This is a genomic window from Nostoc sp. (assembly GCF_041747015.1).
Lineage (GTDB): Bacteria > Cyanobacteriota > Cyanobacteriia > Cyanobacteriales > Nostocaceae > Nostoc.
Map to the genome: position 1 here is coordinate 1 of NZ_JBGTFY010000348.1, position 15547 is coordinate 15547.

Consider the following 15547-nt stretch of genomic DNA (forward strand, 5'->3'; position numbering starts at 1 on the left):
CGCTCCTGAAGGGGACTTGACGCCACGCTCACGTGAGCTAGATCAAATTCTTCGTTTAGCCGCCTAGACCACCAGTTGCAACTTTTTGATACTTAGCTCAGGAATTTAATTTCTGGGTCAATTTCTGCAAAAGTATAGGAACTTACCAAAGTTTCCCTTACTTTCAGCGCCTCAAACCCAGTGCCGATAAACTTTCCCAAAAATGGCAAGCACCTTTTTTCTTGTCTCAATTACCATATCCCTTACCGTGTAAACCTTCCCGCCATTCTTTAATCCTAAACTCCCTTTCCCATAAGAGATACTTGTCAAATTGGAGATTGAATCATCGTCCACGCCAAATCAGGAGGTGTTGAGCTTGGCATTTTCTCAATCCGATACCTCAAAAATCGGGTATTTCTTGACCCCACATGGTCAACCCAATAGGGTAAGGTTAACCTGCCTCGATTATCTCTAATCGCCCACTGTCTCACTCCCTCTAGATAATCTTCCGAGACAAGTTTGATCGTTTTAATCAACTGGTCACTTTCTCCCAAAAATAAACAACCAAACCGTCTTACTAGCTCAGGATGGTCAAACGCTAACTGTATCCTCTCCCTTAAACTTGGTTGTATCTTTTCCTCGTCAGAACGAACCCAAATCAAGCACTTCAGATTAGACAAAATTTCTTGATAACAGGGAATAAGATTCTCTGGATGGCTAAAATCAGGATTTTTAAACCGTCTCATTTGACGCAAAATTTGTGACTTTTTGGGGCTAGATAACATTGCGATCGCCAATTCTACCCCACAGTGGCGATAGACATTCGTTTCCCCTACCAAAGACAACAACATTCCATACACTGTCGCTGGAGGAGGGACAGGATAGGTTTTTCCCATTTCCCTTGCGTGGGACTCCCGAAAAGTCGTAAATGGAACATCCAAATAGAGAATTAATGGTGCAATCATTTTGATTCTTCTAAGCCCAAATCTCTTTTAATGACTGTTTTCAAGGCTTCAATCAGTTCATTTCGATTACGATAAAGATGCGCCTTCTTAAAAGGGGAATTATCAAAATTATCTAATTGCTGTAACTCCTTAACAATTGTTCCCCCAATCCACAATTGACTAGGGTCAATCTGTCCGCATTCCACTTCATCTATAAACTCTGTTGTAAATTTCGCTTCCTTACTTTGAATATCGCAATATTCAAAGCAATAGGAAATATATGAAGCAAAATGATTTGTCCATTGTAATACCAAACTATCGGGACAGAAAGAATAATTAAAAATATTACTACTTCCTCCTACCTTTGGCAAATTCATAATCCCATCTATCAGAGGTAAAATCCGCGAAAAGTCTTTGAGATGAGTGGCATTAATTCCAAAATAATATTGATATCGAGTTGCATGATATTCTGTAAAATGAAGCGATGTGCTATCCTTTTCTCTGCCACTTTTTGCCCCTAACTTGACTGCACCATCATAAGGCGTTAGCGAAACAGCCATATTCATCCCTAAAGCACCCATTCGCTGATTAGGAGTACTGACTTTTGTTTGTTTCTTTTTTCTCTTTGTTGTTGAAGTCTCCTCCTCTGTTTCAGCAGACTCTAATAAAGCAAATCCAAAAATATCATCATCATAAAATTGTTCGGGATCGAAATTTTCACTTGTTAACCGATTAATATGTTCGTCTTCATCCCAAACTCGATTAACTAAATAACCTTGCTTTTGAAGATAAAAACGTAACGCCCAACGAATTGCACTTGAACCTACAAAAGAATGAATTTTACCATTCCAATAGCCTTTTTGCAAAATAGTCTTATTTCCTCGTCTAATGTCATGATTTAAGGACGCTAAACCATAACGAGTGAGGACTGTTCCGTATAGATAATAATTTGGGATATTATTGTCATTCTTCTTCTGACTCATCATTCACTTCTTCTAGGTTTTGATTGTTTGGGAATGGACTATCATCCCTGTTGGTGGGTTTATCTTTGGGTTTATAACTGGCGATCGCTAACAATGACCAAATTCTTAGTTCTTGCCAAGGTGTTTTTTTAATTAGTAGTGAAATTTCTTCTTGATGCTCATTAAAATACTTATTTAATCCCCCTCTTACTAAAAAGTCGGACAAATATTCCTGAAATGATAATTCATCATAACAATAGTTTAGCTCTGCCCTTAATCGTTCAACTTTCTTCTTAATTGGAGGATCTTTTCCTTCCTCTGCTTTGGCATACATTTTAGCAAAGTTGCCCTTCATAGCTTGTTGAAATACCTTAATAAAAATAAGATACTGCTTGTCTTCTTCACTATTCTCTGCCATTATTATGAATCCTTTTCGATTGGGAAATAACTGGTTAAATAAATATTCTTTTGAATCCTCTATCACCAATTTTTCCCAAAAATTAGACCACCAATGGATTCCTTTCACTAAATTATCAGCAATCAGGGAGCGAATCGGATTGACCTTAATAAAAATTTGCTTATATTTAATTATCTGATAATTAGTTTTAAAGTATTTTTGCACCTGTTGATAAGTGATTAAAATATTCTTGTCAATTTTAATTTCTTCTATACTCATCAATGTCCGTTGACGAGAGGCTTTATTTGTTTTTTCATATAACCAAACTTGACAAGCTTGATAGTAGCCCACTTCCGGCTGAATATCGTCTAAGCTGTAATAAAGTAATCCTGCTTCCCCAAGGCTACTAACATGAAACTGTTTAGTTTCTAATTGCTGTAATCCCCATCTCCTTTGAGAAGCGTCTTCAAAATCCTTTATTTCTGGAATCACCACCAAGTAGCGATGGGGTTTCCTTTCTTTTAAGTCTTCTGATGGTATATGAAGTAAGCAATAATGACAAACTACTGGTACAAATAATAATGCTAAGGCGTATTCAGGTTTTTCTTCTATTTTTGTAGCGCTCTGCGTCCGAGCATGACGAACAATTCCCCCTAAATACAACCAACTGGTTATTTGAATATAATCCTGTCTGAGTTCTTGGGTATCTGCCTCGCATAACTTTTCTGCAAAGGTTTGATGTGCGTACCAAGTTAGAGATTTATATTGATACTCGACTTTTGTTTCTTCAACAGTTAGTTCAGTGTTAATTATCTCTCCTGCTTGATAAAATTGATTATGACGCAAAAAAACAGCACACATTCCCTCATGAATATAAATTTTCTGACTTAAATCTATTGCATCATTGTCTAATCCTGCTAAATGAATTAAACCCATATTATCTAATTTAAAAGACTCATTAATTAGCCAAGATAGGGCAACGAAATCACTTCCTTCCCAAAATAATTCAATAGTATCAGCAGTCAGAACCCATGATATATGTCCTCCCCGTTGACGAGATGAGGGATATTGCTTTTCTAATCGCTTTAACGTCATGTAAAGTCCGGTCATTCCGGCGCGATGCATTATTGTCGTATCCGCAGCATCGAGAGATAGGGAAATTTTGGGTTGGGTAGCAACCATGATCAGGTTTCCTCTTCTTCCTTGCTGCGAGTCGCTGGGACAAATATTCCACACATCATCTTTCGTTTCCCGCCAATCCCCTGTTCTTGCAGGATTAAGGAATCTTCTGGGTTGAGTTCGCTGATTTTTACCCCAAATCCTCTAACTTTAAACTGTTTCCCTTCTTTATTGATGGTTAATTGTCTTCGTTGAGGTGTTCCATCTTGTCGGGTAAGAAGTTCAATTTTTCCTTGTATTCCTAAATTATCCAGTTGCCGTTGAACAGCTTCAATAAAATTATTAGAGTCTTGGAACCCTTTAATTATCACTAATCTGGAATAGACACTTTCTGAAGAAATTAACGGTTTGTAGTCGGGAATATCTAGTTGATAAAAATTTTGACCTATATGAAAGGCTTGACCCGCTAAATAAGGATAAATTAAAGGGATTTGCTCATGATAAATCCGAATTTTTAGACGAGATTGAGCAGTGAGTTCAAGCAAATTGTTCCTGGTCGGTATTCCAGCAATCGGATGAATCCCAATAGACTTTAGTTCGTGAAGGCTAGGACAAATACTGGACAAAGCACTATAGATGACATAACCATTATCAAGAGGAATCGATGCGCCTCTCAGCTTAAACGTTAAGTCTACATATTCCTCACTTTGAATTAATATGGCTGTCATAGATGGATAGCCGAAAGTTTCTATCCCATACCAGCATAAACCGCTTCTGCTCCATTCTAAAAAAATTCGGTGCTTTCCTGCTTTCTATGCTTGATTGGACTCACGGCAAGCTTATCCTTCTAATTTGAACTAACGGCAAAGTTATGGTTCCAAACTATCAACTTCATCCAAAATTAGCTGACGCAAGAATGAGGGTTATAGTGTTATTGACGGCAAAGTTATGGTTTCAGTCGCGGCAAAGTTATGGGTAAAGTCACACAGGGCAAAAACCTTTTCTTGTACTTGATTTCTAATCACAGAAACCAATTTGTCAAGGTTGAATGGTTTAAGTAAATATTCTTCAAACTCTACATCTGGAACTTGGTCATTAGTACCTGTGGTAGATGTTGAAGTTACAATAATTGGAATATGCTTGCCGTTGTCTGCCTCCATAGCATTCAAAGTATTTAGCAACGTATAAATACTTTCACCTAAGAATCTAATTTCACAGACCAGTATATTGGGTATGAACCAACTCAAGGTTTCTAAAGCTTCTTTTACGGAACTAGCTGTCACCACATCTGCGCCCAGGTCTTTAAGTAAAAATGCGTACAAATCTCTACTATCGCGATCGTTGTCTACAACCAGTACTCGTACACCTTTGAGTATGCCAACTGTCAAACAAAAGCTATTGATTAAATTCATAACAAGACTGCAATTAGGACTTCAAGTGCAAAGTGGGCTGAAAAATCCGTAGTAGAGATGAGAAATTCTGCATCTCTACTGTATTAGGTCAAAAGGCGCATTCATTAGAAACGTTTCGGACTACTCACAGCAAGCTACGCGCAGCGTCTGGCTTAGAAGAAAAAAGAATAGTTATAAAGAAGAGTACCGAAAGAAGAATTTTTGCTATAAGTTAAATCAAAGATTTTCTTTCTATAATCTGGCAAAGCGTTGTTTGATTTCCTGAATTACTTGATTGATTACAACACAAAACGTAATAAAGGCTAATTTAACATAAGTTCGACGAACTTCTCCCTGCCTTGAACTAAGGTTTAAATCTGTGCCTCTGCAAGAAGTGGGCGAGGGATGGTTTTGCCTAGTATAAACCTCTTAGAGGATGTTTTAAAAGTCATCTTATCGCTAGCAAAACGTTCTAGAGCCAACTACTTATCGCCATTCCCTGTCTTCAAGTTCCTTCTGAGGCAACAATAAAGTGGCTTCAATTTCCTTTCGGATAGCAGGTGTCACTTCAGAATTGCTACGCAGGCAATCGAGTAGTAGCTGATTGGCATCGTAGTAGCGTTGCAGCACTTGCTCTTGTTCAGGGCTAAACTGCCACTGGTGGTTAATATTGCGATAATTACCAATCGTCGTCTTTAACTGCTGATCCCAAGCTGAATAGTTCGTCTGCCACCATAGCTGAAACCGTTCTTCACTTTGACCAAAATTCGGAAATTGGTCAGAAAGTTGTTGCAGTGATTTATGAAGTCCAACATCCAGAACAATGCCCAGAATGTTGCTTAGAGCTTCTCCACAGATGTGCATGTGGGCAAAGTCCTGGTTCCCCTCAATTGCACATTCCAGCAGTAGGTTATCTAATAGCGCATCCAGAAACATTCCCTGGTCAAGGCTGCTGGTTAAGGCAAACTGAGAAGCTAGGCGAGGGTCACGACTCAAGGCAAGGTAAAATGCTCGAACTGTCGCATCTTTTGATTTAGTTGGAATAGTGCGAGATTTTTGACTAGCCCAGGTCAAAAATTCTTGTAAATAAGCGTCTTCGGCAACCAGTGCATCAATTTGTTGCTTCATCAACTGTACAAGAGAGTCTGCGCTTCGGAGCATGGTAGCTGTCAACAAGAAGATTTCGCGCCAGTGCGGGTCAGTGATGTGACTCACCAAACCTCCCAGGGCTTGCTCTAATGCCTGTAGGTTATGGCTAGCAACGATTTTTTTCGCCGTGAAGTATTCTTGAAACGCTAGATAGGAGAAGGAGAAAATTCCCCGTGCCCGTTCTGCGAGTATCCCATGTTGGGCTTCCATTGCCTTCAGCGCTGCTTCACTTTCTATTTGCACTTCTTCTGCATCCATCGGCTCGTTGGTCAGATTCTGAATATAGTCACCAATGTATTGCTCAACGACACGTTGCTCAAAAAAGTACTGACCCTTCTCAAATGTCGCCGCTGCAATTTGACTCAATAATTTGAGCTTTTGTGGTAATAAAAACCCTCGGTAAATGTCGTCTCGTTCAATGCCTTTAGCTTCATCCCATTTGCCCAACAGCAGGTCTAAACCCTGCTTATAAAAGTCAGTCCGCTTAATCGGAAATTTTTCTTGTCCGTGGAACACCCAGCAGGCAATATGCAGAAACAGGGGTTTGACGACGAGTTGGCGAAATTGCCAGTTTTCATCTAACTCCAACTTCTGAATAAACTGAACGTACTGCGCCTCACCATCTTGAGCGTTGGTCTTGGTAAACGTCACAAACCATTTTTGAGCGAAGGCTCGGATTTGTTCTGAGGTAAATGGGGCAATCTCAACATCGGTAAAGCCTCGGATGCTGAGTTTTTGAGACGCTGACCGACAAGTTGCTACCAAAAGATTTTTGTGATACTTCTCTGAAAATCTGCGAATTTCACTTAAGACAGCATTGATTTGTGGGTTAAGAATTTCATCCATACCATCAAGCAATAGTAATACTCTGCCTGCACTAAGCAAGGTTTCGATGACTGAAGGATCTAAAATTCTAGATGTGAGAAACTCTTGGCGGATGTAGTTTAATAAGCTGAACTCGTTGGTAATCTTAGACTCTTGGGCAAAATTTCTCAGTGTGATGAAGATCGGAATCTGATTCGCCGCAAATGCGCCTTTGTTACACTGAATGGCGAGATATTGCAAAAAGGTAGTTTTACCCACCCCCGGTTTGCCCAGTACCCGGAGTTTGGAATATGTTTCAACTGCTCGCATACCGGGTATTTGTTTCTGGTCAACCTCACCTAAGCCAAAACGGTCAAATTCTTTTGGATCAAGCTTTTGCAGTTCAGCAATCTCAAAGTATTGTTGACTGGCAATTTGCTCCAAAATATTCACATCTATATATATATCATCGATCGCAACGGGATGACCGATATCCAATAACTGCAAAATACCACACTGGTCTTGAATTTTATCGAAGCGATGCGATCGCACTTTCTGCACCAATGTATCAATATCCGAAACAGAACACTGAGAGGATTCTTTTAATTCCAAGGATTCTGCTGGAGGATTGGTAGCAATCTCCCGCCAATTCAGTGACAACACGTTACAAATTTCAATAAAGGTATGACGTTCAACCGGACGACCACTGAAAAACCGCCAAATCGGTTGTCTAGTCTTGAGATTAACTTCCTCTGCCAGATAGTCTTGTGTCCACCCCTTGCGAGCAAATTCTCTTTTAGCCTCTTGAATCCCAGTGAGTGTTAACTGTAGCGACCTCTTGACCATAGGATAAAAACTTTGCTCTTCTAAATCAGGAACTTAAACTTTTATTAATATTTGCAATTTTCTAGCTTTTTCTGTGATCCTACGATTCTACTCGATTAATCTTATACAAAATCCCAGATAATACCTCAATTTTTTAACTATTGTCACAAACTTAAACATCAGACGTTTATCTTATACATCTCAAACGTTGACAAGATTTGAACTCAAACATTGAACTGTAATACTTAAGTATACTGAGCAGTTCGGCAAGCTCACCGTAACACTTGCCGAAGTATTGATTCTGATTCCTGAATTCTGATTTCTTTTTCAAGAGTCAAGGGAATCTGGCAGAACAAACCAGAAACATTTATAGATAATTAAATTCCCGACTTCTTGAAGAAATCGGGAATCTTATTGTTCACGAATGATTTAGTATTGCTATATTATCGAAAAAGCCCTTTTAGCAAAATATCTGCGAGACTTACTTCAAAAACTAAATATTTGGACTTTTGCTTCTGCTTCCTCCTGAAAAATCGTTAGGACATCAGGCTGACATTGTTTGATTAGTGCAACGATGTCTCTGGCTCCTTCCTAATATAAGTCTTCGACGTAGCCACTTGTAGAAAGCTGTGCTTCTTTTTCACTATCAAAAGGGCCAAAGTAATAAGTACAGCGCGGAACAGCCGTGTTAATTTCTACCCACCAGAAAAACTCTGACTGATTAGATTGAAATAAATTCATGAGTGATATCAATGATTAATTAAACTTGATTTAAGATAGCTTTGGTTTCTAGGTGACTCTCCAATCTCAACCTTGCTAATGTAATTGATTTAGCAAACAAGAATTAAATTAGCACAATCAGCAGATGGCAAATCCAGCATTTGATTGGAGCGCAGATTTAAAGAATAGTCCGATATAGAGCAATACGGTTCAGTTAAGGAAAATTGTAGGTTGGGTTGAGGCTTTGCGAAACCCAACAAACCTGCCCAAATGTTGGGTTTCGTTCCTCAAACGCCATATGCTTCTCCTTACCGGAGACGCTGCGCGTAGCTTGCTTCCCCGGAGGGGTACAAGTCGGGAAACCGCAAGGGCGCAGTGGCTCTCCAACCTACGCAGCTTCAGGTTTTTTGCGCTAACTGAAGCGTATTGCGATATAGAGACATTCTTTATTTTTCTTGGTTTGTTTGCTAAACTGGCATTTCCTGACAGCAGTAGCTACAACGCCAGTAAACTCCTCCCGAACCTATGTGACGGAGTAAAGCATTTGAACAGCAAATACAAGTATGTTTCTCCTCCATATACTGACTAATTTTTGGAGATATATGATATTGGCTGTAACTAATAATCAAATTAGTTTTGTTTGTTAATAAATGTTTCATTTTCTAAGCCTAATTTGTTAAATGAATATGACTGAGGTTGTCTTTATTTGTCAGGTAATTTTGAAGATAAAGTATTTACTAAAATATATCTAGATAGTAATGGGGTAAAAAATATTTATAGTTTTTACCTTACATAACACTCATAAGACATTTATGAAATCTTGCCTTTATTTTCTTTTCTTCTTTACGAGAGGCTCCTATGGGTAGTTTGCTTAGAGCTAATATCACGCTAGTTTATCGCTACTATGCGTTTAGGTTAATTTTCAAAACTCACATAGGATTGCTATAGATGTTATTCGCTATTTATAAATTTGTTGACTGAGGAATCAACAATGATGTAGATGACACCGTTATCATCAACATCGGGTGTTCAGTCTGTGACTTATAATCTACGTTAACACTATTAAACAAACTTGAACCTTCAATCGGTTTTATCGGTATCACTTTCCCAGAAACGATGTGATACGTTAGGAGTTTTTGGAGATGATTAATATTGTTAAGTAATATCTCCATAGTGCTTGCTGGAAGCTTTGCAAAATCTCTATCTGTGGATGCACAGGGGATGAACGAATCAATATTTTCGAGGGTATCTATCAGATTGGCGGCTTTAATTGCAGCAACCAAATTACTAAAAGAATCAGAGCTAACGGCAGTATTCAAAATATTAGCCACTTGTTTCATTTTGGTTTTGTATAGTTTTATAAGATTATTCCTAGTATGACATCATAGTGTTAGATATCATGTTCGAGCAAACGGTTGAATAGCGTATAAGTTCTATGATATGTGCGTAAATTATTTAAATAATTACAATATCTTCCAAAGGTTGTATATCAAAAGGAGGAGAGTCTTAAAAGTTTCCGAAACTCTTTATCATGAAGCTTTTTCGTTAACTACCTCTGAGGATTCCTGAAAAATTATCTGCATTTTTTCACGATCGCAGTTGTATCCTCTAATTTTTTGATAAATGTGTAATTCTTGCACTAATGGAATCAAATGCTACTTTAAGCAATCATACTTTAGCATTTAATCATCAGTAATCTTTAAAAAATTCCGAAAACCTATGTTAAGTATTCCTGTTAACTTAACTTTACCTCGTACACCGCGCTTAATAACGTCCTTACCTGGGCCTCGCGCTCAAGCAATTGTACAACGCGATCGCGCCGTAACTTCCCCTTCTTATACCCGCGATTACCCATTAGTTGTAGCCCGCGGCCAGGGCTGTATGGTAGAAGATGTAGATGGCAATGTGTTTTTAGATATGACCGCAGGTATTGCTGTCACCGCCACCGGACACGCTCACCCGGAAGTCGTCAAAGCAATTCAAGAACAGTCGGCGCGTCTACTACATATGTCAGGAACGGATTTTTATTATGAGCCGATGGTGGAACTAGCGGAACAATTAGCGATTCGCGCTCCCTTTCCCCAACCACATCATGCTGCTTTTCCCGCAAAGGTATTTTTCACCAATTCGGGAGCAGAATCCAACGAAGGAGCGATCAAACTAACTCGATATTACACCAAGCGATCGCTAATCATTGCTTTTTTAGGCGCATTCCACGGACGCACCTATGGAGCAATGTCTCTAACTGGCTCCAAAACAGTGCAACGAGCTAACTTTGGGCCTTTAGTTCCTGGTGTGACTCATATTCCCTACGGCACTCACGCTAGCTTAGATTACCTGGAAAAACAACTATTTGGCACAATTTTACCACCGCAAGAAGTAGCGGCAATTATAGTCGAACCGATTCAGGGAGAAGGTGGGTATATCGTCCCCGAAGATGGTTTCTTGCAGAGGATTCGGGATATTTGCGATCGCTACGGTATTCTGATGGTAGTAGATGAAGTGCAATCGGGGATGGGGCGAACTGGTCGCTTATTTGCGATCGAGCATTGGGATGTGATGCCTGATATTATTACTACAGCCAAAGGTATCGCCAGTGGTTTGCCTTTAGGAGCGATACTTGCTAAACCAGAGTTAATGACTTGGCCTCCTGGTTCTCACGCTACCACATTCGGCGGTAATCCCGTAGCTTGTGCCGCCGGTATTGCTACTCTGCGACTGCTAGAAAGTGATTTGATGACCAACGCTACCCAAATGGGAGAATTATTACAAGCTAGTTTGACTCAGTTGCATCAAAGATTTCCTAGAGTATCCTTGCCACGAGGTAAAGGTTTGATGGTTGCGGTGGACTTATTGGATGAACAGGGCAATCTTGATTATATATTGCGCGATCGCATTATCCAAGAAGCCTTCTTAAACGGTTTATTGTTGCTAGGTTGCGGTAAAGCAGCAATTCGTTTCTGTCCACCTCTAGTTATCGACAGCGACCAAATTCAAATTGCCCTCCAGATTCTCTCAGACATATTGTAACCCCACCCAAAAACACTCCGCGCCTCTGCGCCTCTGCGTGAGAAAAATTAACCCATGAAACCCGAAATACCCCTTCATCTATGGAAACTACTTTGGCAAGAATACAGCACCAGAGTAAGTCATGCCCGCACCTACCAGCAAATGATTACATCTGCGGGTGGAACTCTCGCCAACGACCACATCGCTTTTCGGTCTTTGCGTTTATTAGTGGATACTCCACAGGGTAAAGTTAATTTGGGAATTGACTACCTTGGACAACTTGCAGAAGCTTTAGGTTACGTCGCTGCCGGAGAGTATAATTTTGCTCAAACCCATTTATATGCCCGTTATTATCGTCATCCACAGCAAGAGGAATTTAACTTACCCAAACTGTTTATCAGCGAGTTGATTGTCGATGAATTGCCTACTAATATTGCTCAACTCATCTCTAAAACAATATCTTCAATCCCAGAGGAGCTGACCTTACCCCTGACTCTTCTACAAAAAGACGGGAATATTGAAACCATTGCCAAACAACTCCAGCAAGTTTTTACCCGCCCTTGGCTACCTCCCCAGCGTTCTGTTGTCGAAGAGGTTAATCAAGTTACTCAGTATGGGGCTTGGGTGTTGCTGCATGGATATGCTGTCAACCATTTTACCGGCTATGTCAACGAACAGAATACTCCAGAATATCCAGACATTGAGACTACCGCCGCTGGTTTGACTAACCTGGGTGTACCGATGAAAGCAGAGATAGAGGGAAATGTTGCCTGTGGTTTGCGGCAAACTGCAACTCAAGCAGTAAGGTCAATGGTGACAGTATTAGATGATAACAGTGGCGCAGAAATTCAGATCCCTTGGACTTACGCCTATTATGAAATTGCCCAGCGCTATTTAGTAGAGGTGGAACCTGGAAAGCAAATACTTTTCGATGCTTTTTTAGGAAGTAATGCCCAGCAATTGTTTGAAATGACTCGTTTATCTAAATAACCGAGAGTAAATGATATTAGGTTCGACAATTCTAGAACTTATACCATTTCACTTTAATAATGATACGAATACGTTGGCAGGGGCAATTCATGAATTGCCCCTGCGAGAAATCTATATGTATCGGGGTTTGTGTGAAATGGTATTATGCCTACGGTGTACACACAAACCTTTTAAAGTTACTGCGTAACGTAGGGTAAATTAATTTTTGCAGGTCGATGCAATAAAGGTGCAGGTTGATGCAACAAAGATGCAGGTTGATGCAACAAAGGTGCAGGTTGATTCAACAAAGGTGCAGGTCGATGCAATAAAGATGCAAGTCGATGCAATAAAGATGTAGGTCGATGCAATAAAGATGTAGGTCGATGCAACAAAGGTGCAGGTCAAAAGACTTGTGTCTACACCGTAGCTACTAGGGGAAGCGTTGGAGGAGAGGTCACGCAGTAAGGGATTTCCAATTAAAAAAGTATCCCATTGTCGGGGCGTAGTGCAATACGCCCCGACAAATGTACAAATAATTTTGGATGATTTATTTTTTAGAAGTCCCTGACACAAGTAATTTACTAAACATAATAAAAGCTTCAAGGTTTCCAACTCAATGTTTCGTATTCTAAGCTTGGCCTTCCATGTTTTGAGCAAACTACCCTTGCAACACAAAATCTGATGCGGCGAGAGTGGGCGCACCAGTGAGAGTTGCAAATAAACCGCCACTGCCAAAACCAGCCGCACTGCCGTTAGAGTTGTAGAACAGCTGCCCACTCACAGCATCGTAGATAATCACACCACTGCTAGCTCCCCCTAAAGAAGTTATTTTAAAATCACTGGCGTTACTAAAACCAGTTCCCGCAGTAGAAGCGATCGCATTAAAGGTAGTTTTATCCAGTACAATCTTGTCACCTTGAGAACTGTTAAAGTCGCTAATGGTATCTACACCAACAGCAGCACTAGCAAAGGGAGCATTAGTATCATAAAGGAATTTGTCAGCACCCGCGCCACCGACAAGGGTATCATTACCAGCCCCACCGATAAGAGTATCATTACCAGCACCGCCCCGCAGCAGGTCGTTGCCACTCAAGCCATCGATAATGTCGTTACCTCCTTGACCATTAATTACATCGTTGGATTTATCTAAACCCGCGATGTTATTGTTTAAGTCATTGAAGAAGGTGACAGTGTTTTTGTTGAAAATGCTAGTTTGAGTGGAGTTGGCATTAATCACATCAAAGCTGTCGCTGATGCTGGTTTGCCCATTAAACAAAATATTGCCGAGTGCAGGTCTGAAATAAAATGCTGGCAGGTTATCCAGGTTTTCTAGTTTGAAGTTTTGCAGAGTGACTTTGGTGTTAGCTACATTTTCAAAGGTGACTTCTAAGTTGTTGCCACTTTGAGTTAATTGCAGATTTCGGGCAGTTAAGCCATTACCTGTAAATTGCAGCGTGTCCACTTTAGCAATCACCGTTGCCGATGGGTTTGAGCCTTTACCAACGCCACCAAAATCGGTGATAATGTCATTGCCATCCCCCAAGAGAAACACAAATTTATCTTGACCACCTTTACCTGTAAGGGTATCATTACCAGCTTTGCCGTCGATGATGTTGTCGCTGGCTGTGCCTACAAGGGTATCTGTGCCAGGAGTTCCCGTCAGGTTAATGGTGCTGCCACTGCCTATATTCTTACCGCCAAACACCACATAGCTCTGCCCTGAGTTGTAGGAGCCGTTGGGGTCGACATTGACACCCGGTGCCCCGATAATCAGGTCGTCGATGCCGTCGCCGTTGATGTCTCCCGCACTGCTCACAGGGGTCTTGTTTAGGAAAGGTGCATTAATGCTGCCGTTGATGGCAAAGCCATTAGTGCCGTTGAGGGTAGAGAGGTTGAATTGGGCTTCAATTCCCCCCTTGCTGCCAAACACCACGTAGCTCTGCCCTGAGTTGTAGGTGCCGTTGGGGTCGGCACCTCGTGCCCCGATAATCAGGTCGTCCATGCCGTCGCCGTTGATGTCTCCTGCACTGCTCACAAATGAGCCTGAATTGTCACCTGCATTAATGCCGTTGATGGCAAAGCCATTAGTTCCGTTGAGGGTAGAGAGGTTGAATTGGGCTTCAATTCCCCCCTTGCCGCCAAACACCACGTAGCTCTGCCCTGAATACTTGCCGTTGGGGTCGGCATTTGCTGCCCCAATAATCAGGTCGTCGATGCCGTCACCGTTAATGTCTCCCGCACTGCTAACAGAGAAGCCTGAAATGTCAAGTGCATTGATGCCGTTGATGGCAAAGCCATTAGTGCCGTTGAGGGTAGAAAGGTTGAGTTGGGCTTCAATTCTCCCCTTGCTACCAAACACCACGTAGCTCTGCCCTGAGTCGTAGGAGCCGTTGGGGGAGGCACCTGGTGCCCCGATAATCAGGTCGTCGATGCCGTCGCCGTTGATGTCTCCCGCACTGCTCACAGAGATGGTTAATAGGGTACGTGCATTAATGCCGTTGATGGCAAAGCCATTAGTGCCGTTGAGGGTGGAGAGGTTGAATTGGGCTTCAATTCCCCCCTTGCTGCCAAACACTACGTAGCTCTGCCCGGAGTTGGCGATGCTGTTGGGGGAGGCACCCGATGCCGCGATAATCAGGTCGTCGATGCCGTCGCCGTTGATGTCTCCCGCACTGCTCACAGATGCGCCTGAAAAGTCATCTGTATTGATGCCGTTGATGGCAAAGCCATTAGTGCCGTTGAGGGTGGAGAGGTTGAGTTGGGCTTCAATTCTCCCCTTGCTACCAAACACCACGTAGCTCTGTCCTGAATACTTGCCGTTGGGGGAGGCCAGAAATGCCCCGATAATCAGGTCATCGATACCATCGCCGTTGATGTCTCCCGCACTGCTGACGGAACTGCCTGATTCGTCACCTGCATTGATGCCGTTGATGGCAAAGCCGTTAGTGCCGTTGAGATCGGAAACGTTAAAAGTTGAATTTGCCATCACTTCTCCAGTGTTAGTTTTTATTCACGAATTACAAAGCTGACAATCAATTACGAATTGTATTGATAGCGGTTTTTTGGTGTCAGCTAGTTAACCGATTTTACTTTGTAAACAAAAATTACTTTGATAGCCGTTAAATCACTTAAATACTCTTATGAAGCTCTAAACCTTGTTAATAGGCTGGGCGTTATTTTAGCAAAGACCTCTCCGTAATTTTACCACGCAAAACCTTCCCTCTCTAAATTGGAGAGAGACAGACTTTAACTTTAGTTTAAGGCAGGAAGAGATTTGTC

General features: G+C 41.3%; 13 protein-coding genes. 2 read left to right on the top strand and 11 right to left on the bottom strand.

Features of this window, described 5'->3' with window-relative positions:
* Window positions 1–92 precede the first annotated feature (92 nt).
* The 9 genes from ACEW80_RS27820 to ACEW80_RS27860 form a co-directional block, all read right to left on the bottom strand.
* Complete coding sequence (locus tag ACEW80_RS27820) at window positions 93–230, bottom strand: hypothetical protein (protein WP_373529702.1); 138 nt, start codon at window positions 228–230, stop codon at window positions 93–95.
* A 75-nt stretch (window positions 231–305) separates the two neighbouring features.
* Window positions 306–944 (bottom strand): type I-MYXAN CRISPR-associated protein Cas5/Cmx5/DevS, encoded by a 639-nt coding sequence (gene cas5 / locus ACEW80_RS27825; RefSeq protein WP_373529703.1) that lies wholly within the window; start codon window positions 942–944, stop codon window positions 306–308.
* A complete protein-coding gene (locus tag ACEW80_RS27830) occupies window positions 941–1909 on the bottom strand; it encodes a CRISPR-associated protein (protein ID WP_373529704.1) in 969 nt (322 codons plus the stop codon). The genes cas5 and ACEW80_RS27830 overlap by 4 nt, the downstream gene beginning before the upstream one ends.
* Window positions 1887–3464 carry a type I-MYXAN CRISPR-associated Cas8a1/Cmx1 gene (gene cas8a1 / locus ACEW80_RS27835; protein WP_373529705.1) on the bottom strand — a complete coding sequence of 526 codons (1578 nt, stop codon included), beginning with the start codon at window positions 3462–3464 and terminating at the stop codon, window positions 1887–1889. The genes ACEW80_RS27830 and cas8a1 overlap by 23 nt, the downstream gene beginning before the upstream one ends.
* Window positions 3465–3466: 2 nt before the next feature.
* On the bottom strand, window positions 3467–4129 hold the full coding sequence (gene cas6 / locus ACEW80_RS27840; protein ID WP_373529706.1) for a type I-MYXAN CRISPR-associated protein Cas6/Cmx6: 663 nt from the start codon (window positions 4127–4129) through the stop codon (window positions 3467–3469).
* A gap of 195 nt (window positions 4130–4324) precedes the next feature.
* Window positions 4325–4813, bottom strand: a complete 489-nt coding sequence (locus tag ACEW80_RS27845; RefSeq protein ID WP_373529707.1) for a two-component system response regulator — start codon at window positions 4811–4813, stop codon at window positions 4325–4327.
* Between the two features lie 465 nt (window positions 4814–5278).
* Window positions 5279–7591, bottom strand: a complete 2313-nt coding sequence (locus ACEW80_RS27850; RefSeq protein WP_373529708.1) for an NACHT domain-containing NTPase — start codon at window positions 7589–7591, stop codon at window positions 5279–5281.
* Window positions 7592–8161: 570 nt separating this feature from the next.
* Window positions 8162–8311, bottom strand: coding sequence for a DUF1816 domain-containing protein (locus tag ACEW80_RS27855; protein WP_373529709.1), 150 nt, complete (start codon window positions 8309–8311; stop codon window positions 8162–8164).
* A 941-nt stretch (window positions 8312–9252) separates the two neighbouring features.
* Window positions 9253–9630, bottom strand: coding sequence for a fasciclin domain-containing protein (locus ACEW80_RS27860; protein ID WP_373529710.1), 378 nt, complete (start codon window positions 9628–9630; stop codon window positions 9253–9255).
* A gap of 379 nt (window positions 9631–10009) precedes the next feature.
* On the opposite strand from ACEW80_RS27860, the gene ACEW80_RS27865 reads away from it, so the two are divergent.
* Together ACEW80_RS27865 and ACEW80_RS27870 are read left to right on the top strand one after the other, a co-directional pair.
* Window positions 10010–11320 carry an acetyl ornithine aminotransferase family protein gene (locus ACEW80_RS27865; RefSeq protein ID WP_373529711.1) on the top strand — a complete coding sequence of 437 codons (1311 nt, stop codon included), beginning with the start codon at window positions 10010–10012 and terminating at the stop codon, window positions 11318–11320.
* Window positions 11321–11374: 54 nt separating this feature from the next.
* On the top strand, window positions 11375–12289 hold the full coding sequence (locus ACEW80_RS27870) for a DUF1338 domain-containing protein (RefSeq protein ID WP_373529712.1): 915 nt from the start codon (window positions 11375–11377) through the stop codon (window positions 12287–12289).
* Between the two features lie 176 nt (window positions 12290–12465).
* Here the strand turns inward: ACEW80_RS27870 and ACEW80_RS27875 are convergent, their stop codons facing one another.
* Together ACEW80_RS27875 and ACEW80_RS27880 are read right to left on the bottom strand one after the other, a co-directional pair.
* Window positions 12466–12660: a hypothetical protein gene (locus tag ACEW80_RS27875; protein WP_373529713.1), complete on the bottom strand. Its 195-nt coding sequence runs from the start codon at window positions 12658–12660 to the stop codon at window positions 12466–12468.
* A gap of 266 nt (window positions 12661–12926) precedes the next feature.
* Window positions 12927–15254 carry a beta strand repeat-containing protein gene (locus ACEW80_RS27880; protein WP_373529714.1) on the bottom strand — a complete coding sequence of 776 codons (2328 nt, stop codon included), beginning with the start codon at window positions 15252–15254 and terminating at the stop codon, window positions 12927–12929.
* Window positions 15255–15547: the final 293 nt, after the last annotated feature.